Source organism: Streptomyces sp. NPDC102278 (assembly GCF_044766345.1).
Taxonomy (GTDB): Bacteria; Actinomycetota; Actinomycetes; order Streptomycetales; family Streptomycetaceae; genus Streptomyces.
The window spans coordinates 907,884-929,757 of record NZ_JBIWLV010000001.1 but is presented as its reverse complement, the minus strand read 5'-3'; the positions used below and the strand labels follow the sequence as shown (position 1 = coordinate 929,757).

Genomic DNA, 21,874 nt, shown 5'->3' with positions numbered 1-21,874 from the left:
GCCGACCACGGCGTACCCTGCCGCCTATGTGCGGAATTGTGGGTTACGTAGGAGCGCAGTCGGCGCTCGATGTGGTCATCGCCGGACTCAAGCGGCTGGAATACCGCGGCTACGACTCGGCGGGCGTCGCCGTGGTCGCGGACGGGGAACTCTCCTCCGTCAAGAAGGCCGGGAAGCTCGTCAACCTGGAGAAGGAACTGGTCGGGCGCCCGCTGCCGGCCGGGTCCACGGGCCTGGGACACACGCGGTGGGCGACCCACGGCGGGCCCACCGATGCCAACGCGCACCCGCACCTGGACAATTCGGGACGCGTGGCCGTCGTGCACAACGGAATCATCGAGAACTTCGCCGAGCTGCGCGCCGAACTGGCCGAGCGCGGGCACCGCCTGGAGTCCGAGACGGACACCGAGGTGGTCGCGCACCTGCTGGCGGAGCGGTTCGGGGTCTGCGGGGACCTCACCGAGGCGATGCGGCAGGTGTGCCGTCTCCTGCAAGGGGCGTTCACGCTGGTCGCGGTGCACGCCGACCAACCGGACGTGGTGGTCGGGGCGCGCCGGAACTCGCCCCTGGTGGTGGGCGTCGGGGAGAACGAGAACTTCCTGGCCTCGGACGTGGCCGCCTTCATCGCCCACACCCGGTCCGCGATCGAGCTGGGGCAGGACCAGGTCGTCGAACTGCGCCGTGACGGGGTCACGGTGACCAACTTCGACGGATCGGTCGCGTCCGTGCGGGCGTACCACGTGGACTGGGACGCCTCGGCGGCCGAGAAGGGAGGGTACGACTACTTCATGCTCAAGGAGATCGCCGAGCAGCCGAAGGCCGTCGCCGACACCCTCCTGGGCCGCATCGACGCGAGCGGCCTGCTGACGCTCGACGAGGTGCGCATCCCGCCCTCGGTCCTGCGCGAGGTGGACAAGGTCGTGATCGTGGCCTGCGGTACGGCCTACCACGCGGGGATGATCGCGAAGCTGGCCATCGAGCACTGGACCCGCATCCCGTGCGAGACGGAACTGGCCAGCGAGTTCCGCTACCGCGACCCGATCCTGGACCAGCGGACGCTGGTGATCGCGATCTCGCAGTCCGGCGAGACCATGGACACCCTGATGGCGCTGCGCCACGCGCGCGAACAGGGCGCCAGGGTGCTGGCCGTCTGCAACACGAACGGCTCGACGATCCCGCGCGAATCGGACGCCGTGCTGTACACGCACGCCGGCCCGGAGGTGGCCGTCGCCTCGACCAAGGCGTTCCTCACGCAGCTGGTGGCCTGCTACCTCGTCGCGCTGTACCTCGGGCAGGTACGGGGCACCAAATGGGGCGACGAGATCGAGTCGGTGATCCGGGAGCTGTCGGACATCGCGGCGGCCGTGGACACCGTGCTGGAGACGATGGAGCCGGTACGGGAGCTCGCGCGCTCGCTCGCCGACAAGAACACCGTGCTCTTCCTCGGCCGGCACGTGGGCTACCCGGTGGCGCTGGAGGGCGCGCTCAAGCTGAAGGAGCTGGCGTACATGCACGCCGAGGGCTTCGCGGCGGGCGAACTGAAGCACGGGCCGATCGCGCTGATCGAGAAGGACCTGCCGGTGGTGGTGGTCGTGCCGTCGCCGCGCGGGCGCTCCGTGCTGCACGACAAGATCGTGTCGAACATCCAGGAGATCCGGGCGCGCGGTGCGCGCACGATCGTCATCGCGGAGGAGGGCGACGAGGCGGTGGTCCCGTACGCCGACCACCTGATCCGCATCCCGGCGACGCCGACGCTGCTCCAACCGCTGGTGGCGACCGTGCCGTTGCAGGTGTTCGCCTGCGAGCTGGCGACGGCGCGGGGCAACGAGGTGGACCAGCCGCGTAACCTCGCCAAGTCGGTGACCGTGGAGTGAGCCAAACGCGCGGGCGCCGATCCGTCGCCGCGGTGGTGACGGCGGAACACAGGCTGCGTGGGAGTGGTGTGCGTCGTGATTGTCGGTGTGGGGATTGACGTTGCCGAGATCGAGCGGTTCGGCGCCGCGCTGGAGCGGACGCCGAACCTGGCCCGACGGCTCTTCCTCGACTCCGAGTTGACGCTGCCGAGCGGCGAGCGGCGCGGTACCGCCTCGCTCGCCGCCCGGTTCGCGGCCAAGGAGGCGCTGGCCAAGGCGCTCGGGGCGCCCGGCGGGCTGCTGTGGACCGACGCCGAGGTGTACGTGGAGGACACGGGACAGCCCCGCCTGCGGGTGTCCGGGACCGTCGAGGCCCGGGCGCTGGCCCTGGGCGTGAAGTCCTGGCACATCTCGCTGAGCCACGACGCCGGTGTGGCCTCGGCCGTGGTGATCGCCGAGGGATAGCGGCCCGGCGCCGGTGCGGGCGGCCGGGGCGGGTCGCGCCGCGCCGGCCCGGACGACCGGGCCGGCGCCGGTTTTTCGGGCAGGCTGATGCCATGCGTACTGCTTACAGCGTGGAGACCGTACGGGCCGCCGAGCGCGAGCTGATGGCCGGCCTGCCGGAGGGGGCCCTGATGCTGCGGGCGGCGGCCGGCCTGGCCGCCGTGTGCGCGGGCCTGCTGACACGGCGTCGGGGCAAGGTGTACGGGGCGCGGGTCGTGCTGCTGGTCGGCCCCGGGGACAACGGCGGCGACGCGCTGTACGCCGGCGCGCGGCTGGCCCGGCGCGGCGCCGGGGTGACGGCGGTGCCGATGGACCCCGCCCGGACGCACCCGGGCGGGGTCGCCGCGCTGCTGGCCGCGGGAGGCCGCCTGGCTCGGGACGTCGCGGAGCACGCCGACCTGGTCGTGGACGGGCTCGTCGGCATCGGCGGGCGGGGCGCGCTGCGACCGGCGGCCGCCGCGCTGGTGGAACGCATCCCGGCGGGCGCGGTGGTCGTCGCCGTGGACCTGCCCAGCGGGGTGGACGCGGACACCGGGGAGGTGGCGGGGGCGGCCGTACGGGCCGACGTCACGGTGACCTTCGGGGCGCACAAGCCCGGCCTGCTCATCGACCCGGGGGCCGCGCGGGCCGGGGTGGTGCGACCGGTGGACATCGGGCTGGAGCTGCCCGCGCCGGAACTGGAGGCCCTGCAACACGCCGACGTGGCGCGGCTGCTGCCCGAGCCGACGGCGGAGAGCGACAAGTACCGGCGCGGTGTGGTGGGCATCGTCGCGGGCTCCGCGCGCTACCCGGGCGCGGCGGTGCTGGCCGTGGCGGGCGCGCTGCGGGGCGGCGCCGGGGCGGTGCGGTACGTGGGGCCGGCGGCGGACGCGGTGCTCGCCCGGTACCCGGAGACGCTGATCGGGCCGGGCCGGGTACAGGCGTGGGTGGTCGGGCCGGGGCTGGGGGACGCGCGGTCCGACGAGGTCGCGGGCGTGCTGGCGCAGTCCGACGTACCGGTGCTGGTCGACGCGGACGGGTTGCGCGGCCTGGACCCCGAGGTGCTGCGCGGGCGGTCCGCGGCGACCCTGCTGACCCCGCACGCGGGGGAGGCGGCGGCGCTGCTGGGGGTGTCCCGGGAGGAGGTGGAGGCGGGTCGGCTGGCGGCGGTGCGCGCGTTGGCGCGACGCTACGGCGCCTCGGCCCTGCTGAAGGGCTCGACGACGCTGATCGCCTCCGACGGCGAAGCGCTCGTCCGGGTCAACCCGACGGGGACGCCGTGGTTGGCGACCGCGGGCAGCGGGGACGTGCTGTCCGGGGTGGCGGGGTCGCTGTTGGCGGCGGGCCTGTCCGGGGCGGACGCCGGGGCGGTGGCGGCGTACCTGCACGGACTGGCCGGCCGCTTCGCCTCCGACGGGGCGCCGATCCTCGCGCAGCAGGTGGCGGACGCGGTGCCCAGGGCCTGGCGGGACGTCCGGGCCGGGTGAGACCGCTCCCGGTCGGCCCCCGACACGCGGGGGAGCGGAGCCCCCGGGGGGTTCTGAGAGACTGTGCGGGATGAACGAGACACCGACGCGCGCCTACGCCGAGATCGACCTTGCCGCCGTGCGGAGCAACGTGCGCGCGCTGCGCGAGCGGGCGCCCCGGGCCGAGCTGATGGCCGTCGTCAAGTCCGACGCCTACGGGCACGGGGCCGTGCCCTGCGCCCGCGCGGCCCTGGAGGCCGGGGCGACCTGGCTGGGGACCGCCACGCCCGAGGAGGCGCTCGCGCTGCGCGCCGCCGGGATCGGGGCACGGATCCTGTGCTGGCTGTGGACGCCCGGCGGGCCCTGGCGGGAGGCCGTCGAGGCCGACGTGGACGTCGCGGTCAGCGGGATGTGGGCGCTGGAGGAGGTACGGGAGGCCGCGCGGGCGGCCGGACGCAGCGCGCGGATCCAGCTCAAGGCCGACACGGGGCTCGGCCGCAACGGCTGCCAGCCCGCGGACTGGGCCGAACTGGTCGGCGCCGCCGTCGCCGCGCAGGCGGAGGGGACCGTCCAGGTCACGGGCGTCTGGTCGCACTTCGCCTGCGCCGACGAACCCGGGCACCCCTCGATCGCGCTACAGCTCGCCGCCTTCCGCGACATGCTCGCGTACGCCGAGAAGGAGGGCGTCGAGCCCGAGGTGCGGCACATCGCCAACTCGCCGGCCACGCTCACGCTGCCGGAGGCCCACTTCGACCTGGTGCGCTGCGGGATCGCCGTGTACGGCGTGTCGCCCGCGCCCGAGTTGGGGACCCCCGCCCAGCTGGGGCTGCGGCCCGCGATGTCCCTCAAGGCGTCCGTGGCGCTCGTGAAGAACGTTCCCGTCGGCCACGGAGTCAGCTACGGGCACCACTACGTGACGGAGCGGGAGACCCGCCTGGCCCTGATCCCCGTCGGCTACGCGGACGGTGTCCCGCGCCACGCCTCCGGCTCCGGGCCCGTCCTGGTGGGCGGTGAGATCCGGCGGGCGGCCGGGCGGGTGGCCATGGACCAGTTCGTCGTCGACATCGGTGACGCCGACGTCGCGGCGGGCGATCCGGCGATCCTCTTCGGCCCCGGTGACCTCGGCGAACCCACCGCCGAGGACTGGGCTCAAGCGGCGCACACGATCGCGTATGAGATCGTCACCCGTATCGGGGGGCGCGTGCCTCGGGTGTACCGCAACGGCTGAGTGAGGACGGCGACGGCGTGAGCGAGAACTGGCGCAAGGCCGGCTGGGCCGGAGCCGCGATCGGTGTGATGGCGGCCGGCGCGGCCGCCGGTGTCGCCGTCGAACGGATCACGGTGGGCCGCGGCCTGCGGATGAAGGCCCGACTGGCCCTCGACGCCGCGGGGGACTACGGCTCCCTGCGCGGCGCCGAGGGGACGGCCCTGGCCGAGGACGGCACCGAGCTGTACTACGAGGTGGACGAGCTGCCCGCGGCGGACCCGGACAAGCGGCGCCGGCCGCGCCGCAAGGCCCCGCCCGCCGTCACCGTCGTCTTCTGCCACGGCTACTGCCTGGGCCAGGACTCCTGGCACTTCCAGCGGGCCGCCCTGCGCGCAGTGGTCCGCGCCGTGTACTGGGACCAGCGCAGCCACGGCCGCAGCATGCGCGGCCTCGCCCAGGCCGACGGCGAACCCGTCACGATCGACCAGCTCGGCCGCGACCTCAAGGCCGTCCTCGACGCCGCCGCCCCCGAGGGGCCGCTGGTGCTGGTCGGGCACTCCATGGGCGGCATGACCATCATGGCCCTGGCCGAGCAGTTCCCCGAGCTGGTGCGCGACCGGGTGCTCGGGGTGGCGCTGGTCGGCACCTCCAGCGGGCTGCTCGGGGAGGTGACGTACGGACTGCCGGCGGTCGGGATGGGGGCCGTGCGGCGGCTGCTGCCCGGGGTGCTCAAGGTCCTCGGCTCGCAGGTGGAGCTCGTGGAGCGGGGCCGACGGGCCACCGCGGACCTCTTCGCGGGCATGATCAAGCAGTACTCGTTCGGCTCGCGGGACGTGGACCCGGGCGTCGCGCGGTTCGCCGAGCGGCTGATCGAGGCGACGCCGATCGACGTGGTCGCCGAGTTCTACCCGGCGTTCCAGATCCACGACAAGACCGCCGCGCTCCAGCGGTTCGCGGGCGTCCCCGTCACCATCGTCGCGGGCGACCGGGACATGATCACCCCCGCGGAGCACAGCGTCGCCCTGAAGGAGGCACTGCCGGCCGCCGAGCTGGTGGTCCTGGAGAACACCGGGCACCTGATGATGCTGGAGCGCCCGGAGATCGTGACCGGGCTGCTGACCGGGCTGCTGGCCCGCACCGGAGCCGTGCCGGACACGGGATCCGAAGCCGCTAACGTTGGCGGGCATGGAAGAAGCACCGCGGGAAGCGCAGCGCAGCCAGGCTCCTGAGGCCGGCGCCGCCACCGAGAACCTGATCACCGTCGACTCGCCCGAATCCATGCGGGACCTGGGCCGTCGCGTCGCCGCCCTGCTGCGCCCCGGCGACCTGGTCCTGCTGACCGGCGAACTCGGCGCCGGCAAGACCACCCTCACCCGGGGCCTGGGCGAGGGCCTCGGCGTGCGCGGGGCCGTGACCTCGCCGACCTTCGTCATCGCCCGGGTCCATCCGTCCCTCGGCGGCGGCCCGGCGCTGGTGCACGTGGACGCGTACCGGCTCGGCGGCGGCCTGGAGGAGATGGAGGACCTCGACCTCGACGTCTCGCTGCCCGAGTCCGTGGTCGTCGTGGAGTGGGGCGACGGCAAGGTCGAGGAACTCTCCGACGACCGGCTGCACGTGGTGATCTCCCGGGCGGTCGGGCACGAGGAGGTCCTGGACGACGTACGACAGGTCACCGTGCGCGGCATCGGGTCGCGCTGGGCGGACGCCGGGCTCGCCGGACTCGCGGGATCGACCGGGCGGGCGGATCGGGCCGCGCGGTAAAAGGTACCGACAACTCGTCGGGAAAACGTTGCGCCGGTGGGTACGCTCGTGGTGACATGGTAGCGAGCGCTGGTTAGGTATACCTAAGTACGGCGTCCCGGGCCCGTCCAGGAGGCATCCATGTCGGCAGCAGGAGCAGCAGCGGGAGCGGAGCGAACGCCCCGCACGGTCGTGTCCATGCGAGCCCTGCTCGCCTCGTGCGCGGCCGCCGCGGCCATCTCGACGCCGCCCGCGTGCGAACCGGCCTCCCGGGCGCCCGCGAACACGGAACAGGCCGCTCCGGAGTCCGAAGCGGCCTGATTCCCACGTACGGGTGAAACGGGCGGACCCGCCGGCGGGTCAGGGAACGACGACGACCTTCGAGTTGATCGTCGCGAACGTCCACATCGCGTCACCGTCGAGCCGCGACATGCGGATGCCGCCGGTCTTCTTGGCCGGGTCCGGCGCCGGCGTCTTGCCGTCCACCCGGGCGCTGAACCCGATGGAGACGCCGTCCACGCTCGCGAACCGCACCACGTGCTCGATCGGCGCCCCGTCCGAGCCCGGCACCGCGCCCGCGCGGGAACCGACGACGTAGGTGCCCGCCGCCGGGTGCACCGTGCTGGGCATCACCGCGAAGGTCTTCGCCGCGCGACCGTCCTGCGCCACCAGCCAGACCCGCTTGCCGGACACCGAGTACACGACGCGTTCCCCCGTGCCCGAGCCCTCCGGCACGGCCGTGGTCTTCGCCGGGTCCTGCTTGGCGGGGGACTGGCTCGGAGCGCCGGACGCCGGTGCCTGCGGGGAGGCCTTCACGGGGTGCGCCGGCGCCGTCGCGGAGGCCTGGTAGCCGAGGAAGCCGACGGCGGCGAGCGCCGCCACGGTGAGCCCGGCCACGATTCCCGAGCTGCTGCGTGCCACCTTGCTCCACCTCTCCGCGTGGTTCTGAAAGCGTTGTGCCGAAACGATCCGACGGGGCCTGCCCCGGGGCGTCCGGGAGGCACCTCGCGGTACCCCGGTCGAAAGGTAGCAGTCAGGGTGCCCGACGACCGGCCGGAAGGGCCCGGGGCCCCGGAGTCGTAGGCTGTTCGCGTGCTCTTGCTCGCTGTAGATACCGCCACGCCCGCCGTCACCGTCGCCCTGCACGACGGCGAGTCCGTCCTCGCCGAGTCGAACCGGGTCGACGCCCGCCGCCACGGGGAGCTGCTGCTGCCCTCCGTCGACAAGGTGCTCGCCGAGGCCGGGCTGAAGCTCGACGCCGTCACCGGCATCGTCGTCGGCGTCGGCCCCGGCCCCTACACGGGACTCCGGGTCGGCCTCGTCACCGCCTCCACCTTCGCCTCCGTCCTCGGCGTCCCCGTCCACGGCCTGTGCACCCTCGACGGGCTCGCGTACGCCGCGGGCACCGCCGGAGTCGAGGGCCCCTTCGTCGTCGCCACCGACGCGCGGCGCAAGGAGGTCTACTGGGCCCGCTACGAGGACCCGCGCACCCGCGTCGGCGAACCCGCCGTGGACCGCCCCGCCGACATCGCCGAACAGGTCGCCGGCCTGCCCGCCGTCGGCCAGGGCGCCGTGCTCTACCCGGACGTCTTCACCGACGCGCGGGCCCCCGAGCACCAGTCCGCCGGCGCCCTCGCGGCCCTGGCCGCGGAACGACTGGCGGCCGGGGCGGAGTTCCTGCCCCCGACGCCGCTGTACCTGCGCCGCCCCGACGCCCAGGTGCCCAAGAACTACAAGGTGGTCACCCCGCAGTGACGGCCCCGACCGTGGTGCTGCGCGACATGCGCTGGTGGGACATCGAACCGGTGCTGGAGCTGGAGCACGTGCTCTTCCCCGAGGACGCCTGGTCCGCCGGGATGTTCTGGTCCGAACTCGCCCACGCCCGCGGCCCGCACGCCACCCGCCGCTACGTGGTCGCCGAGGACGGGACCGGCCGCCTGGTCGGCTACGCCGGACTGGCCGCCGCCGGCGACCTGGGCGACGTACAGACCATCGCGGTCGCCCGCGAACAGTGGGGCACCGGCCTCGGCGCCCGACTGCTCACCGACCTGCTGCGCGCCGCGACCGCCTTCGAATGCGCGGAAGTGCTCCTGGAGGTGCGCGTGGACAACACGCGGGCCCAGAAGCTCTACGAGCGCTTCGGCTTCGAGCCCATCGGATTCCGACGCGGCTACTACCAACCGGGCAACGTCGACGCGCTCGTGATGCGCCTCGCCGACCCCGCGAACTCCCTGAACTCCGCACAACCCGTGAGAAGTGAGTCCCATGGCTGACGAACCCCTCGTCCTCGGCATCGAGACGTCCTGCGACGAGACCGGCGTCGGCGTCGTCCGCGGCACCACCCTGCTGGCGGACGCCATCGCGTCGAGCGTCGACGAGCACGCCCGCTTCGGCGGGGTCGTCCCCGAGGTCGCCTCCCGGGCCCACCTGGAGGCGATGGTGCCGACCATCGAGCGCGCCCTGAAGGAGGCCGGGGTCAGCGCCCGCGACCTCGACGGCATCGCCGTCACCGCCGGCCCGGGCCTCGCCGGCGCCCTGCTCGTCGGCGTCTCGGCGGCGAAGGCCTACGCGTACGCCCTCGGCAAGCCGCTGTACGGGGTGAACCACCTGGCCTCGCACATCTGCGTCGACCAGCTCGAACACGGCCCGCTGCCGGAACCGACCATGGCCCTGCTGGTCTCCGGCGGGCACTCCTCGCTGCTCCTGGCCCCGGACATCACCACCGACGTACGGCCGCTCGGCGCGACCATCGACGACGCGGCGGGCGAGGCCTTCGACAAGATCGCGCGCGTGCTCCAGCTGGGCTTCCCCGGCGGCCCGGTCATCGACCGGCTCGCGCGCGAGGGCGACCCGAAGGCGATCAACTTCCCGCGCGGACTGACGGGGCCGCGCGACGCGGCGTACGACTTCTCCTTCTCCGGTCTCAAGACGGCCGTGGCCCGCTGGATCGAGGCGAAGCGGAAGGCCGGCGAGGACGTGCCGGTGCGCGACGTGGCGGCCTCCTTCCAGGAGGCGGTCGTGGACGTGCTGACCCGCAAGGCGATCCGCGCCTGCAAGGACGAGGGCGTCGATCACCTCATGATCGGCGGCGGTGTGGCGGCCAACTCCCGGCTGCGCTCGCTGGCGCAGGAACGCTGTGACGCCGCCGGGATCGTGCTGCGGGTGCCGCGTCCGAAGCTGTGCACGGACAACGGCGCGATGGTGGCGGCGCTGGGCGCGGAGATGGTCAAGCGGAACCGGCCCGCCTCGGACTGGGACCTGTCCGCGGACTCCTCGCTGCCGGTGACGGAACCGCACGTGCCGGGAACCGCGCACGCCCACGACGACGCGGACGGCGGCCACGGGCACGCACACGGCGGACACGGGCACTCCCACGATCACGACCACGTGCACGAGCTGAGCAAGGACAACCTGTACTCGTGAGCACCGTCACGCTGATGTGGGAGGCCCGCGCCGTCGCCGGGCGGGGCAACGAGCTGCTGGAGTGGGCCCGTTCCCAGGTGCTGGCCCGGGAGCCGGTGCGCCGCGAGGTGTTGCGCGCGGCCCAGGACCGGGTGCTGGTGCTCACCTGGTGGGACGCCCCCGAGGGGGCGGCGGCGCAGCTCCCCGAACTGCCCGAGCCGGCCGCCGACCTGATCACCCGGGCCGTGCACCGCTGGCGGTTCGAGTCGGTGGAGGTCACGGGCGGCTGAACGGGGCGGTGGCCGGGCCCGGCGCGTCCTTCCAGGCTCCCTCCGGCGGTCCTGGAGCGGCCCCCGCTACGGTCGTGCGCATGTCTCGCCGTGACCTGCCTCCTCCGCCCCCGCCCGCGCACCTGCGCGAGTGGCTGGACGAGTCCGTCGTACGGGCCGACCGCGCGCGCTCCCTGGCGGAACTGGTCCGCCGCAGCCTGGGCCTCGAACGGCTCCTGCTGCTCTGGGCCGTCGCGGCCGTCTTCGCCCTCGGCTGGTCCTTCGTCGGGATGGCCCTGATGGCCTTCGAGGAGGGCGGCCCCCTCGCCCGCGTCCTCGGCCTCGTCTTCGCCGCGCTCGCCGCCGGCGTGGTGGTGCCCGCCGGCATCTGGTTCGGCCGGGGCGCCCGGCTGGACCGGCGGATACGGCAACTCCAGTGCGCCTGGGCGGCCTCGGACCGCGACCCGGCCGTCGACCGGCGGCTGCGCGCCCCCGGCCGGAGCCTGGCCTGGCTGCTGGCCTCCCTCGCCCTGGGCGTCCTCGGACTCCGGGTGACCTTCGGGGCGGCGACCGGAACGCGGCCGGGGGAGGGCCCGTACGCGGAGCTGCTCCTCCCGATGGGACTCGGCCTGATCCTGTGGGTCACCGCCCTGCTGGGCCTCGGCAAGGCCGGCGCCCACTACCGCTGGGCGGTGTGCGCCCTGCGACCCGCCGAGCCCGGGCCGGGGGCCCCGGCGCCGTCCGGGCGGCTCAGTCCCGGGGCGCCGGCGCGCCGATCAGCATCGACGGGGCGCCCGCCACGCGCGTCAGGAACACCGTCGCGGAGTTCGGGCCCTGCGGCTTGACCTTCCTGCGCAGTTCCTCGGGCTCGATCGCCGAGCCCCGCTTCTTCACGGTCAGCACGCCCACCCCGCGCTCGCGCAGCAGGGCCTTGAGCTTCTTGAGGCCGAAGGGCAGGACGTCGGTGATCTCGTACGCGGTCGCGTACGGGGTCGCGCGCAGCTCGTCGGCGGTGATGTAGGCGATGGTCGGGTCGATGAGCCGGCCGTCCAGCCGCTCGGCGACCTCCGCGACGAGGTGGGCGCGGATCACGGCGCCGTCGGGCTCGTAGAGCCAGCGGCCGACCGGCCCGGCCTGCGGATCGGGCAGCGGGTCGGAGGTCTCCAGCGCGCGCGGTCCGGGCAGCAGGGTGGCGCGCACGGTGCCGGGCGCGGTCCCGAACCACAGCACCGCCTCCTTCACGTCCCCCTGGTCGGAGATCCACTCGGCCTCCGCCTCGGCGGGCACGGCCTCGTGCGGGATCCCGGGGGCGATCTTGATGGCGGCGTACCGCGCGGTCCGGGCGGCCTCGACGGCCCAGGAGAGCGGCGGCGAGTAGCCCTCGGGGTCGAAGATCCGCCCGCGTCCGCCGCGCCGGGCCGGGTCGATGAAGACGGCGTCGTACCCCGCGGTGTCCACGTCCGTCACGTCGGCTTCCCGGACCTCGATCAGGTCCGCCAGCCCCAGCGCGGCGGCGTTGGCCCGCGCGACGGCGACCGTCAGCGGGTCGTGGTCCACGGCCAGCACCCGGATCCCGAGGCGGGCCAGGGCCAGGGCGTCGCCGCCGATGCCGCAGCACAGGTCGGCCACGCTGCGTACGCCCAGGGCGGCGAGCCGCTCGGCGCGGTACCCGGCCACCGAGGCGCGGGTGGCCATCTCGCCGCCGCCGGGCGTGAAGTACATGCGGAACGCGTCCTCGGCCCCGAACTTGGCGACCGCCCGCTGCCGCAGCCGGGCCTGACCGAGCGCGGCGGAGACCAGCGCGGCCGGGTGCTCGCGGCGCAGCCGGGTGGCGAGGGCGAGCTCCTGTGCGGGGTCGTGGTCGCGGAGCGAGTCGAGGAGGGCGTCGCCCTCGGGGGTGAGCAGTGCGGCGAAGTCTTCGGGGGTCACCGGTTCATTGTGGGCCAGTCGATGGAAGGTCCGGATCCGGTCGAGGTGTCGCCGGGGACGCGCCGGGCGGTGCTGTAAGGATCCGGCGTTATGCAGCCTGTACGACAAAAGGGAAATAAGACGCAACAAGGTCACCGGTCAGCGGCGCGTCCGCGCGGCCGGTACGGCGTGGCCCTCGCCGCGCTGCTGGTCGCCGCCCTCGGCACGGCGTGCAGCTCCACGGAATCGGGCCCCGTCACCAAGCCCAAGACCGGCGCCGAGGGCGCGGCGGGCGCGCTCCTCAACCCCGCCGAGCGGGCCAAGGCCGCCCAGCAGGCCCGGATCGCCGCGGCGAAGCGCTGGGGCCTGGCCAAGGTGCCGCTCGTCGCGCCGGCGCCGCCGAAGACGAAGCCGGAGATCACCACGCGAGACGGCTTCGAGGTCGAGGACCAGGAGGAATACCCGCCGGTCTTCACCACGGTCCCCACCGAGGAGAAGGTCGTCTTCCTGACAGTCGACGACGGGGCCGAGAAGGACCCCGAGTTCCTGAAGATGATGAAGGAACTGAACATCCCGTACACGGCGTTCCTCAGCGACTACGTCGTGAAGGACAACTACCCGTACTTCAAGGAGATGCAGGCCGCCGGCGTCACCCTGAACAACCACACGCTCAACCACCGCTACATGCCGGCGCTCTCCTACGAGAAGCAGCGCGAGGAGATCTGCGGCCAGCAGGACACGATCCAGAAGCAGTTCGGCAAGCGGCCGAGCCTCTTCCGGCCGCCGTACGGCAACTACAACCAGGACACGCTGCGCGCGGCCAAGTCCTGTGGCATCAAGGCGGTTCCGCTGTGGAACGCCGAGGCCTTCCCCAACCGCATGGACTGGCGCGAATGGGACCGGGACCTGCACGCCGGCGACATCATCCTCACGCACTTCCGCGGCAAGGAGGACTGGAAGGCCACCATGACCGACATGGTGCGCCACACCCTGAAGACGGTCACGGACAAGGGCTTCGCCATCGGGCGGCTGGAGGACTACGTCTGATCCCCGTCGACTGATCCCCGGCGGCCGACGAGCGGTACGCGTGCGGAATCCCTCCCCGCGGGGAGACCGGCTCCGCACGCCCCGCCGCACCGCCGGTACCGCGCCCTCCGCGGCCCCGCCGGGTCATATCAACGGAATATCCCCATCCGGGTATACATTCCGCACGTGCGTATGACTTTCAAACACCTTTCCCGTACCGCTCCTTCAGGGGGCGCGCGTCACCCGCGCGGACGTCACCCCGGTCCCGCCGCCCGCCGAGGGGTGGCCGGGGCGCTCGCGGTCGGCGCCCTCGTGGCGTCCCTGGCGGGATGCGGCAACAGCGTGGAGCCCATCGAACGACTGGGCCGCAAGACGAAGCCGGAGACGGGTGCGGCGTCCCCGTCCCCCTCGGCCCCGGCCGCGGCGTCGAGCGCGCCCGCCGGAGCGCCCGCGGCGGCGGAGCAGCCCTACCGGAAGTGGGGCCTGACGGCCCCGGTCGCGTACGCCCCCAAGCCGGCGCAGAAGCCCCGACTCCCCAAGCCCGCCCCGGGCAGGCCGGCGCTCGTGGACCGGATACCCGTGGCCCCCGCCGAGAAGGTCGTCTTCCTGACCTTCGACGACGGCGCGGAGAAGAACCCCGAGTTCCTGAAGATGGCGGCCGACCTGAAGCTGCCGATCGGCATGTTCCTCACCGACAACGTGGCCTCCTCCGACTACGGGCACTTCCAGGCCCTGCGAGACAACGGCAGCGGCAGCACGATCAACAACCACACCCTGACCCACCCCAACCTCCGGACCCTGCCCTACGCGGCGCAGAAGAAGGAGATATGCGGGCAGCAGGAACGCCTGGCGAAGCGGTTCGGCGCCAAGCCGAAGCTCTTCCGGCCGCCGTTCGGCAACTACAACGACGACACCCTCAGGGCCGCCTCCGAGTGCGGCGTCTCGACGGTCGTCCTCTGGCGGGCGTCGATGCAGATCAACGACTTCCAGTACGCCGAGGGTTCCGCCCTCAAGCCGGGCGACATCATCCTGGCCCACTTCCGCGGCCCCGCGGAGCTCAAGGGCTCCACCGAGACCGAGATGACGACCCGGATGCTGAGGCGCATCCAGGAGCAGGGCTACGCGATAGGCCGCCTGGAGGACTACCTCTAGACCGCCCGCAGGACGGCGCGGAACCCCGGCGGGACCGCGCAGGACCGCGCGGGATCGCGCGGGACGGCGCCCGGGAGGCTACCCGCCGGCGGCCGCCCCCGACGGCGCGGCGCGGCCCTCCGGCCCCACCCGCACCACCGGGGTGATCGTCGTCTCCGCCGGGCCGTGGGCGTCCGCCTCGCGTTGGCGTTCCGCGCTGTCGCTGATCCGCAGCAACAGGGCGATCATGATCCAGTTGGCCAGCAGCGACGAGCCGCCCTTCGCCAGGAACGGCAGGGCCTTGCCCGTCAGCGGGATCAGGCCCGTCACACCGCCCGCGACCACGAAGACCTGGAGTGCCAGCGCCGCCGACAGGCCCACCGCGAGCAGCTTGCCGAACGGGTCGCGCGCGGCCAGGGCCATCCGCAACCCCCGCTGGACGAGGAGCGCGTACAGGAGCAGTACCGCCATCACCCCGGCCAGGCCGAGCTCCTCGCCCACGGTGGTCAGGATGAAGTCGCTGCGCCCCGCGAACGCGATCAGCTCGGGGTGGCCCATGCCGAGGCCGGTGCCGGTGACGCCTCCCGTGCCGAAGCTGAACAGCGCCTGCGCGGACTGGTCGGAGACCACCCCCGGCGGCCGGTCCTTCCAGTAGTAGGAGAGCGGATTCAGCCAGGCCGCCACCCGGCCCTTGACGTGCGGTTCGGTGGAGCCCACCACGAAGGCGCCGACCGAGGCCATCAGCACCCCGCACACGATCCAACTGGTGCGCTCGGTGGCGACGTACAGCATCACCACGAAGACGCCGAAGAAGATCAGCGACGTACCCAGGTCGCGTTCGAAGACGAGCACCAGCATGGACAGGATCCACACGGTGATGATCGGCCCGAGCTGTCGCATGGGAGGCAGCCGGACACCCAGGAACCGCCGGCCCGTCAGGGCCAGCGAGTCCCGGTGGATCACCAGGTAGCCCGCGAAGAAGATCGCGATCATGATCTTGACGAACTCGCCCGGTTGGAGCGAGAAGCCGCCGACGACGATCCAGCGCTTCGCGCCGTAGGTGTCGGCCGGCGAGAACACCGGGGCGATCAGCAGCACCAGCGCCACGGCCATCGTGATGTAGATGAACCGCTGCAACAGCCGGTGGTCGCGCAGCAGCGCCACCACGAGGACGCAGGCGGCGACCCCGACCACCGTCCACAGCAGCTGGCCGGGAGCGTTCGCGTCCGAGTTGTACCGCTCGATGTACCCCTGGTCGAGCCGGTGGAGCAGGACCAGCCCCAGCCCGGTCAGCAGCATGGCGAGCGGGAAGATCAACGGATCCGCGTACGCCGCGAACCGGCGGATGCCCAGGTGCCCCACCAGCGACAGCAGCGTCAGGCTGACGGCGAAGCCGGTGAGGTTGCGCGGCAGCTCGTCGTTCATCGCCAGGCTCGCGGCGCAGTGGCCGAAAACGGCGATGCCGACGACCAGGACCAGGAGCAGGGCTTCGGTGCGGCGGCGCGCCCCCGCCGCCGTCAGGGGCCTCAGTCCACGCACGGGACGCCGCCACCGTCGATCTCCTCCGGCCGCGAGGGGGCGGGAGACGGCGGTGCGGGCGGCGGTGAGGACGGTGGGGACGACGCGCCCGGTCCGGAGGGAGCGGCGCCCGGCGCGCTCGGACGCGCAGGGGCCTTGGGCCCGATCTGCTCGGCAATGAGGCGCTTTATCTTCATATCATCTACGACGTTGATGTCCCCGTCATGGTTCCTTGCGAAGCCCTCGACGGGGAGTGTCGTGAAGTGCACTTTCCCACCGGACAGGTTCTTGGCCTGCCGCACGAACGACAGCAGGTCCCAGCCGGCGTCGGTCACCACGTCCTGCTTCGCCGTGTCGACCAGCTTGATCAACTTCACCGGGTCCGTGAAGGTGCCCGCCTCGTTCGGCTTCTTCGTCGCACCCGCCAGGAACGCCTGCTGCCGTTTCGTCCGGTCCAGGTCGCCGCCCGGCAACCCGTGCCGCTGCCGGACGAAGGCCAGGGACTGCTGCCAGTTCAGCGTCTGCGGGCCGGCGGGGAAGTCCGCACCCGAGTACCTGTCCCGCACCGCCTTGTTCAGACAGACCGGCACCCCGCCCAAGGCCGCGGCCAGGTGGTGGAAACCGGCCAGGTTCAGCTCCGCGAAGTGATCGACCGGCACGCCCAGGAAGGCCCGTACCGTCTCGATCTCGGCCTTGCGTCCCGCCTCCCGGCCCTCCCGCTCCAGCCGCCGCCGGTCCTTGGCCCCCTCGCCCGCCCGCTGCTCCTCGCGCCGGGCCTTCGCCCGCCGTCGGGCGCGGCCAGTCGGCCGCCGGGCGGCGGGGTCCGGGTGTCGAGTTGCGCGGCGCCCTTCCGCGCGGCGAGCTCGGTGCGGCCGGTGGTGTTGTCGAGCAGGTTGGCCCGCAGCAGCGTGTACAGCCACAGGCCGCCGGCGCCGAGCATCGCGGTCATGGCGAGGGCGGCGGCCGCGGCCGCCCGGGCCCGCAGGGTCCTGACCACCGTCGGGCGCCATCCGGTAGCCGGTTCCGTGCACGGTGAGGATGGAGCGCCGCCCGAACGGCGCGTCGATCTTCCGGCGCAGCGAGGACACGTACACCTCGACGATGTTCGGGTCGATGGCGTGCGGGACGTCCCAGACCTCGTCGAGGATGTCCTGCTTGGCGACCGCCCGGCCGGGCCGTTCCCTCAGGCAGCCGAGCACGCCGAGCTCGCGCGCGGTGAGTTCGATCTCCCGCTCGCCGCGCCTGCAGCGGCGACCGGACGGATCCAGGACGAGGTCGCCGGCCCGCAGGACGTCGACCCGCGGGGTGCCGGCACGACGAACGAGAACGGCTTGGTGAGGTGGTCGTCGGCGCCCGCGTCGAGCCCGTCGGCCTCGTCGTGCTCGCCGTCCTTGGCGGTCGGCATCAGCACGGGCGTGCGGTCGCCGTGGGCGCGCATGCGGGTGCAGATGTCGTGGCCGCCGAGGCCGGGGAGCATCAGGTCGAGGAGCACGGCGTCGTACGGGCCGCCGGTGAGAGCGAGGTCCAGGCCGCGGTGGCCGTCGTGGGCGACCTCGGCCCAGTGACCGTCGGCGGACAGGCCGAGCCGCAGGGACTCGGCCAGTCCCGCTTCGTCTTCGACCACCAGGATGCGCACGGGCTCAAGCGTCACGTATCGGTCGCCGGACCCGATGTCGGGCCCGGGGTCGGCACCTCAACGGCCGCCGAACGCCTGTCCGAGAGGCGGGTCGGGCGACTTTCGCGGGAGTCGGCGCGGGGGCCCGGAGCCGCGTTCGCAGGGTCGGCCCGGCTCGGAACGCCGCCCCGGCGCGCGCCTCGCCGGAAGCCAAATTGGCACTCCGCTTGACCGAGTGCTAATCACCGGAATAGTGTCGCACCTGGCACTCACCCCTGGTGAGTGCCAACGCAGCGACAGGCAGGTCCGGCACCCGCGACGACGGATCGACCTGGTCGCCACCTCAGACAGTTAACCCCGGATCTCCGAAGGGGGAGGTCGGATCGTGACGACCACCAGCTCCAAGGTTGCCATCAAGCCGCTCGAGGACCGCATTGTGGTCCAGCCGCTCGACGCCGAGCAGACCACGGCTTCCGGCCTGGTCATCCCGGACACCGCGAAGGAGAAGCCCCAGGAGGGCGTCGTCCTCGCGGTCGGTCCGGGTCGCTTCGAGGACGGCCAGCGTCTCCCGCTGGACGTCAGCGTCGGCGACATCGTGCTGTACAGCAAGTACGGCGGCACCGAAGTCAAGTACAGCGGCGAGGAGTACCTCGTCCTCTCGGCTCGCGACGTCCTCGCGATCGTCGAGAAGTAGTCGGAGCGGGCAAGAGGAGCGATCCTCTTCCGCTTCACCAGTTTTGCTTTGAGCTGCGCCCCTGGTCACCCCGCTGATTGCCGGGCGGCGAGGGGCGCAGTTCGTTGAACCCGATTTATCGAGAGGGCTGAACCGCTTCCATGCCGAAGATTCTGAAGTTCGACGAGGACGCCCGTCGTGCCCTTGAGCGCGGCGTCAACAAGCTTGCCGACACGGTCAAGGTGACGATCGGCCCCAAGGGCCGCAACGTCGTCATCGACAAGAAGTTCGGCGCTCCCACCATCACCAACGACGGTGTCACCATCGCCCGTGAGGTCGAGCTGGACGACCCGTACGAGAACCTGGGCGCGCAGCTCGTGAAGGAGGTGGCGACCAAGACCAACGACATCGCGGGTGACGGCACCACCACCGCCACCGTGCTGGCCCAGGCGCTGGTCCGCGAGGGCCTGCGCAACGTCGCCGCCGGCGCCTCCCCGGCCGCCCTGAAGAAGGGCATCGACGCCGCCGTCAAGGCCGTGTCCGAGGAGCTCCTCGCGACCGCGCGTCCGATCGAGGACAAGTCCGACATCGCCGCCGTGGCCGCGCTCTCCGCGCAGGACACCCAGGTCGGCGAGCTCATCGCCGAGGCGATGGACAAGGTCGGCAAGGACGGTGTCATCACCGTCGAGGAGTCCAACACCTTCGGCCTGGAGCTGGAGTTCACCGAGGGCATGGCCTTCGACAAGGGCTACCTCTCGCCGTACATGGTCTCCGACCAGGAGCGTATGGAGGCCGTCCTCGACGACCCGTACATCCTGATCAACCAGGGCAAGATCTCCTCCATCCAGGACCTCCTGCCGCTGCTGGAGAAGGTCATCCAGGCCGGCGCCTCGAAGCCGCTGCTGATCATCGCCGAGGACGTCGAGGGCGAGGCGCTCTCCACCCTCGTCGTCAACAAGATCCGCGGCACCTTCAACGCGGTCGCCGTCAAGGCCCCCGGCTTCGGTGACCGTCGCAAGGCGATGCTCCAGGACATGGCCACCCTCACCGGTGCCACCGTCATCGCCGAGGAGGTCGGCCTCAAGCTCGACCAGGCCGGTCTGGACGTACTGGGCACCGCGCGCCGCGTGACCATCTCCAAGGACGACACCACCATCGTCGACGGTGGCGGCAGCTCCGAAGAGGTCCTCGGCCGCGTCAACCAGATCAAGGCCGAGATCGAGTCCACGGACTCCGACTGGGACCGCGAGAAGCTGCAGGAGCGCCTGGCGAAGCTCGCCGGTGGCGTCTGCGTCATCAAGGTCGGCGCCGCCACCGAGGTGGAGCTCAAGGAGAAGAAGCACCGCCTTGAGGACGCCATCTCGGCGACCCGCGCCGCGGTCGAGGAGGGCATCGTCTCCGGCGGTGGCTCCGCCCTCGTCCACGCCGTGAAGGTGCTGGAGGGCAACCTCGGCCTCTCCGGCGACGAGGCCACCGGTGTCTCCGTGGTCCGCCGCGCCGCCGTCGAGCCGCTCCGCTGGATCGCCGAGAACGCCGGCCTCGAGGGCTACGTCATCACCGCGAAGGTGGCCGAGCTCGACAAGGGCCAGGGCTTCAACGCCGCCACCGGTGAGTACGGCGACCTGGTCAAGGCCGGCGTCATCGACCCGGTCAAGGTCACCCGCTCCGCGCTGGAGAACGCCGCTTCCATCGCCTCGCTGCTGCTCACGACCGAGACCCTGGTCGTCGAGAAGCCGGCCGAGGAAGAGGGCGACGCCGGTCACGGCCACGGTCACGGCCACAGCCACTGAGGTTGAGCCGCAGGGCGCCCGCCGTTTCGGCGGGCCCCCGCTGATCCGAGGGGAGGCCCCGGTCACACCGCCGAGCGGTGGGACCGGGGCCTTCCCCGTGTCCGCGTCCGACGGTGCGCCGTGTCCGCGTCCGACGGTGCGCCGTGTCCGCGTCCGGCCGGCCCCCGGGCCGCGTCCGGCCAGTACTACGCGGCGTTCGTCATGCCCATCTGCCGCATGAGGCCCGGCGCGTCGTAGTACCACCAGCCCTCCGCCACCTGGCCGTTCTCGATGCGGAAGGTCGTGCAGCCCGACATCGTGACCTCCTTCCCCGTCGGCGGGACCCCCATGAACTCGCCCTTCTGCGTACCGGTCCAGGCCCACAGGGTGGTGACGCAGTCGCCCTCGGCGATCTGACGGTGCAGGTCGAACGAGAAGTCGAACGCGTCGCGCCACATGCCCATCGTCCGCTTCATGCCCTGGCGGCCGTCGCCCGTGCCGGGCGCCGCCATGATGTCGTGGTCGGTGTAGTCGGCCGCGACGCACTCGTCGACGACCGCGAAGTCGCCCTTCTCCGCGACGTCCTCGAAGATCCGGTTCACAAGGAGCTTGTCGAGGTGCTCGTCCCGGACCACGTCCAGGTTCGTGAACGTCGGCATGCCCTCGCAGAGGGCCACCATCTCCTGGAACATCCCGCCCGTCTCGGGGAGTCGGGAGTTCTTCATGGCGTCCTCGTACGAGGGGAACTCGACGAGGTCGAGATAGTGCGTCCCCGCTTCGCGGTCCCTGCCGATCATGGTGTGCGTGACCGTGCGCCGACCGCTCGACCGCTGTGCCCAGCGGTCGATGAGGGCGTTCATCTCCTCGAACCGCGTGGTTTCGTAATCGATCACCTGTACGAATGTCATCGCGCCGCCTCCCGTACTGGATGGGACAGGTCCAGTTTAGGGAGATTTCACCCGTTTGGCGGGTTTGGGTGGCTCAGATGTGTCCCGTCGGGATGACCGTCGTAGTGGTCGTCCGCGTCACTGCGGGCCGTACTTGCGACCCGTACGGGAGGACACACCGCCGAGCAGCCCCCGCGGGGTCAGCTTCACCACGCCCATCAGCGCCTTGTAGCGGGGATCCGGGATCGAGACGGTCTTGCCGCGCGCCAGGTCGGCCAGCGCCGACGCCACCAGTTTGTCGGCGTCCAGCCAGAGCCAGCCCGGGATGTTGTCCGTGCCCATGCCGGCCCGCTCGTGGAACTCCGTCCGCACGAAGCCCGGGCACAGCGCCATCAACCGCACCCCGGAACCCGCCAGGTCCTTCGCCGCGCCTTGGGTGAACTGCACGACCCAGGCCTTGCTCGCCCCGTACGTGCCGCGCGGCAGGAAGGCGGCGACCGAGGCCACGTTGATCACGCCGCCGCGCCCGCGCGAGCGCATCGACTCGCCGGCGGCCGAGGTCAGCCGCAGCACCGCCTCGATGTGCACCTTGACCATGGTCAGCTCGTCGGCCATGGAGACGTCGAGGTAGCGGCCCTTGTTGCCGAAGCCCGCGTTGTTGACCAGCAGGTCCACGGGGTGGGTGCGGTCGCCGAGGCGGGCCTCGACCGCCGCGATGCCCTCGTCCGTGGAGAGGTCGGCCGTCAGCACCTCCGCCTCGATGCCGTGGCGGTCGTGCAACTCGGTGGCCTGCTCCCCGAGTCGCTTGGTGTCGCGTGCCACCAGCACGAGGTTGTGGCCCTGGGCGGCGAGCCGCCGGGCGAAGGCGGCGCCGATGCCCGCCGTGGATCCCGTAATCAACGCAGTCGTCATGTGCGCAACCTAGTC

General features: G+C 72.5%; 22 protein-coding genes and 1 pseudogene. 16 read left to right on the top strand and 7 right to left on the bottom strand.

Annotated features, from left to right (window positions below):
- Window positions 1-26: 26 nt before the first annotated feature.
- From glmS to ACIRO3_RS04220, 7 genes are all read left to right on the top strand, one after another.
- A complete protein-coding gene (gene glmS, locus ACIRO3_RS04250) occupies window positions 27-1,874 on the top strand; it encodes a glutamine--fructose-6-phosphate transaminase (isomerizing) (RefSeq protein WP_404132173.1) in 1,848 nt (615 codons plus the stop codon).
- Between the two features lie 75 nt (window positions 1,875-1,949).
- On the top strand, window positions 1,950-2,318 hold the full coding sequence (locus tag ACIRO3_RS04245) for a holo-ACP synthase (protein WP_361779659.1): 369 nt from the start codon (window positions 1,950-1,952) through the stop codon (window positions 2,316-2,318).
- Window positions 2,319-2,410: 92 nt separating this feature from the next.
- Complete coding sequence (locus tag ACIRO3_RS04240) at window positions 2,411-3,823, top strand: NAD(P)H-hydrate dehydratase (protein ID WP_404132169.1); 1,413 nt, start codon at window positions 2,411-2,413, stop codon at window positions 3,821-3,823.
- Window positions 3,824-3,893: 70 nt separating this feature from the next.
- Window positions 3,894-5,030 (top strand): alanine racemase, encoded by a 1,137-nt coding sequence (gene alr, locus ACIRO3_RS04235; RefSeq protein WP_404132166.1) that lies wholly within the window; start codon window positions 3,894-3,896, stop codon window positions 5,028-5,030.
- 68 nt (window positions 5,031-5,098) lie between these two features.
- Window positions 5,099-6,238 carry an alpha/beta hydrolase gene (locus ACIRO3_RS04230; RefSeq protein ID WP_365998866.1) on the top strand — a complete coding sequence of 380 codons (1,140 nt, stop codon included), beginning with the start codon at window positions 5,099-5,101 and terminating at the stop codon, window positions 6,236-6,238.
- Complete coding sequence (gene tsaE, locus ACIRO3_RS04225) at window positions 6,195-6,770, top strand: tRNA (adenosine(37)-N6)-threonylcarbamoyltransferase complex ATPase subunit type 1 TsaE (RefSeq protein ID WP_404132163.1); 576 nt, start codon at window positions 6,195-6,197, stop codon at window positions 6,768-6,770. The genes ACIRO3_RS04230 and tsaE overlap by 44 nt, the downstream gene beginning before the upstream one ends.
- A gap of 120 nt (window positions 6,771-6,890) precedes the next feature.
- A complete protein-coding gene (locus ACIRO3_RS04220; protein WP_404132159.1) occupies window positions 6,891-7,070 on the top strand; it encodes a hypothetical protein in 180 nt (59 codons plus the stop codon).
- 39 nt (window positions 7,071-7,109) lie between these two features.
- Here ACIRO3_RS04220 and ACIRO3_RS04215 read toward each other — a convergent pair whose 3' ends face one another.
- Window positions 7,110-7,670: a hypothetical protein gene (locus ACIRO3_RS04215; RefSeq protein ID WP_361779644.1), complete on the bottom strand. Its 561-nt coding sequence runs from the start codon at window positions 7,668-7,670 to the stop codon at window positions 7,110-7,112.
- 171 nt (window positions 7,671-7,841) lie between these two features.
- Between ACIRO3_RS04215 and tsaB the strand changes: the two genes are divergently transcribed.
- From tsaB to ACIRO3_RS04190, 5 genes are all read left to right on the top strand, one after another.
- Window positions 7,842-8,504 carry a tRNA (adenosine(37)-N6)-threonylcarbamoyltransferase complex dimerization subunit type 1 TsaB gene (gene tsaB / locus ACIRO3_RS04210; RefSeq protein ID WP_404132155.1) on the top strand — a complete coding sequence of 221 codons (663 nt, stop codon included), beginning with the start codon at window positions 7,842-7,844 and terminating at the stop codon, window positions 8,502-8,504.
- A complete protein-coding gene (gene rimI, locus ACIRO3_RS04205; RefSeq protein WP_404132152.1) occupies window positions 8,501-9,022 on the top strand; it encodes a ribosomal protein S18-alanine N-acetyltransferase in 522 nt (173 codons plus the stop codon). The genes tsaB and rimI overlap by 4 nt, the downstream gene beginning before the upstream one ends.
- Entirely contained in the window at window positions 9,015-10,172 is a 1,158-nt protein-coding gene (gene tsaD / locus ACIRO3_RS04200; RefSeq protein WP_361779635.1) for a tRNA (adenosine(37)-N6)-threonylcarbamoyltransferase complex transferase subunit TsaD, read from the top strand. Before rimI ends, tsaD begins: the two co-directional genes overlap by 8 nt.
- Window positions 10,173-10,186: 14 nt before the next feature.
- Window positions 10,187-10,441, top strand: coding sequence for a hypothetical protein (locus tag ACIRO3_RS04195; RefSeq protein ID WP_361779816.1), 255 nt, complete (start codon window positions 10,187-10,189; stop codon window positions 10,439-10,441).
- 80 nt (window positions 10,442-10,521) lie between these two features.
- Complete coding sequence (locus ACIRO3_RS04190) at window positions 10,522-11,265, top strand: hypothetical protein (RefSeq protein WP_404132148.1); 744 nt, start codon at window positions 10,522-10,524, stop codon at window positions 11,263-11,265.
- Here ACIRO3_RS04190 and ACIRO3_RS04185 read toward each other — a convergent pair.
- Window positions 11,171-12,457 carry a methyltransferase domain-containing protein gene (locus ACIRO3_RS04185; RefSeq protein ID WP_404132145.1) on the bottom strand — a complete coding sequence of 429 codons (1,287 nt, stop codon included), beginning with the start codon at window positions 12,455-12,457 and terminating at the stop codon, window positions 11,171-11,173. The two genes, ACIRO3_RS04190 and ACIRO3_RS04185, sit on opposite strands and share 95 nt — an antisense overlap.
- Here ACIRO3_RS04185 and ACIRO3_RS04180 point away from each other — a divergent pair.
- Both ACIRO3_RS04180 and ACIRO3_RS04175 read left to right on the top strand, forming a co-directional pair.
- The gene (locus ACIRO3_RS04180; protein WP_404132142.1) at window positions 12,440-13,375 is read left to right on the top strand and encodes a polysaccharide deacetylase family protein; all 936 of its coding nucleotides are present in this window, start codon (window positions 12,440-12,442) and stop codon (window positions 13,373-13,375) included. The two genes, ACIRO3_RS04185 and ACIRO3_RS04180, sit on opposite strands and share 18 nt — an antisense overlap.
- A 321-nt stretch (window positions 13,376-13,696) precedes the next feature.
- Window positions 13,697-14,506: a polysaccharide deacetylase family protein gene (locus ACIRO3_RS04175; RefSeq protein WP_404132139.1), complete on the top strand. Its 810-nt coding sequence runs from the start codon at window positions 13,697-13,699 to the stop codon at window positions 14,504-14,506.
- A 78-nt stretch (window positions 14,507-14,584) separates the two neighbouring features.
- Here the strand turns inward: ACIRO3_RS04175 and ACIRO3_RS04170 are convergent, their stop codons facing one another.
- The 3 genes and pseudogenes from ACIRO3_RS04170 to ACIRO3_RS04160 all read right to left on the bottom strand — a co-directional run.
- Window positions 14,585-16,024, bottom strand: a complete 1,440-nt coding sequence (locus tag ACIRO3_RS04170; RefSeq protein ID WP_404132136.1) for an FtsW/RodA/SpoVE family cell cycle protein — start codon at window positions 16,022-16,024, stop codon at window positions 14,585-14,587.
- Complete coding sequence (locus ACIRO3_RS04165) at window positions 16,012-17,013, bottom strand: LCP family protein (protein ID WP_404132370.1); 1,002 nt, start codon at window positions 17,011-17,013, stop codon at window positions 16,012-16,014. The genes ACIRO3_RS04170 and ACIRO3_RS04165 overlap by 13 nt, the downstream gene beginning before the upstream one ends.
- A pseudogene (locus ACIRO3_RS04160) lies at window positions 17,002-17,639 on the bottom strand (response regulator transcription factor); the annotation flags it as partial. The pseudogene ACIRO3_RS04160 and the gene ACIRO3_RS04165, both read right to left, overlap by 12 nt.
- Window positions 17,640-18,003: 364 nt before the next feature.
- Here ACIRO3_RS04160 and groES point away from each other — a divergent pair.
- Complete coding sequence (gene groES / locus ACIRO3_RS04155) at window positions 18,004-18,312, top strand: co-chaperone GroES (RefSeq protein WP_053682586.1); 309 nt, start codon at window positions 18,004-18,006, stop codon at window positions 18,310-18,312.
- Between the two features lie 140 nt (window positions 18,313-18,452).
- Window positions 18,453-20,081, top strand: coding sequence for a chaperonin GroEL (gene groL / locus ACIRO3_RS04150; RefSeq protein WP_053682585.1), 1,629 nt, complete (start codon window positions 18,453-18,455; stop codon window positions 20,079-20,081).
- Between the two features lie 185 nt (window positions 20,082-20,266).
- Here groL and ACIRO3_RS04145 read toward each other — a convergent pair whose 3' ends face one another.
- Both ACIRO3_RS04145 and ACIRO3_RS04140 read right to left on the bottom strand, forming a co-directional pair.
- The gene (locus tag ACIRO3_RS04145) at window positions 20,267-20,953 is read right to left on the bottom strand and encodes an ester cyclase (RefSeq protein WP_365998822.1); all 687 of its coding nucleotides are present in this window, start codon (window positions 20,951-20,953) and stop codon (window positions 20,267-20,269) included.
- A 132-nt stretch (window positions 20,954-21,085) separates the two neighbouring features.
- Window positions 21,086-21,859 carry an SDR family oxidoreductase gene (locus ACIRO3_RS04140; protein WP_361779606.1) on the bottom strand — a complete coding sequence of 258 codons (774 nt, stop codon included), beginning with the start codon at window positions 21,857-21,859 and terminating at the stop codon, window positions 21,086-21,088.
- Window positions 21,860-21,874 lie beyond the last annotated feature (15 nt).

Bases quoted from the DNA above. Each gene is read 5' to 3' on its own strand.
- ACIRO3_RS04195 (WP_361779816.1), top strand. From the start codon at position 10,187: ATGTGGGAGGCCCGCGCCGTCGCCGGGCGGGGCAACGAGCTGCTGGAG.
- ACIRO3_RS04180 (WP_404132142.1), top strand. From the start codon at position 12,440: ATGCAGCCTGTACGACAAAAGGGAAATAAGACGCAACAAGGTCACCGG.
- tsaE (WP_404132163.1), top strand. From the start codon at position 6,195: ATGGAAGAAGCACCGCGGGAAGCGCAGCGCAGCCAGGCTCCTGAGGCC.
- ACIRO3_RS04240 (WP_404132169.1), top strand. From the start codon at position 2,411: ATGCGTACTGCTTACAGCGTGGAGACCGTACGGGCCGCCGAGCGCGAG.
- ACIRO3_RS04230 (WP_365998866.1), top strand. From the start codon at position 5,099: ATGGCGGCCGGCGCGGCCGCCGGTGTCGCCGTCGAACGGATCACGGTG.
- tsaD (WP_361779635.1), top strand. From the start codon at position 9,015: ATGGCTGACGAACCCCTCGTCCTCGGCATCGAGACGTCCTGCGACGAG.
- ACIRO3_RS04165 (WP_404132370.1), bottom strand. From the start codon at position 17,013: ATGGCGCCCGACGGTGGTCAGGACCCTGCGGGCCCGGGCGGCCGCGGC.
- ACIRO3_RS04140 (WP_361779606.1), bottom strand. From the start codon at position 21,859: ATGACGACTGCGTTGATTACGGGATCCACGGCGGGCATCGGCGCCGCC.
- ACIRO3_RS04220 (WP_404132159.1), top strand. From the start codon at position 6,891: ATGTCGGCAGCAGGAGCAGCAGCGGGAGCGGAGCGAACGCCCCGCACG.
- glmS (WP_404132173.1), top strand. From the start codon at position 27: ATGTGCGGAATTGTGGGTTACGTAGGAGCGCAGTCGGCGCTCGATGTG.
- ACIRO3_RS04190 (WP_404132148.1), top strand. From the start codon at position 10,522: ATGTCTCGCCGTGACCTGCCTCCTCCGCCCCCGCCCGCGCACCTGCGC.
- groL (WP_053682585.1), top strand. From the start codon at position 18,453: ATGCCGAAGATTCTGAAGTTCGACGAGGACGCCCGTCGTGCCCTTGAG.
- alr (WP_404132166.1), top strand. From the start codon at position 3,894: ATGAACGAGACACCGACGCGCGCCTACGCCGAGATCGACCTTGCCGCC.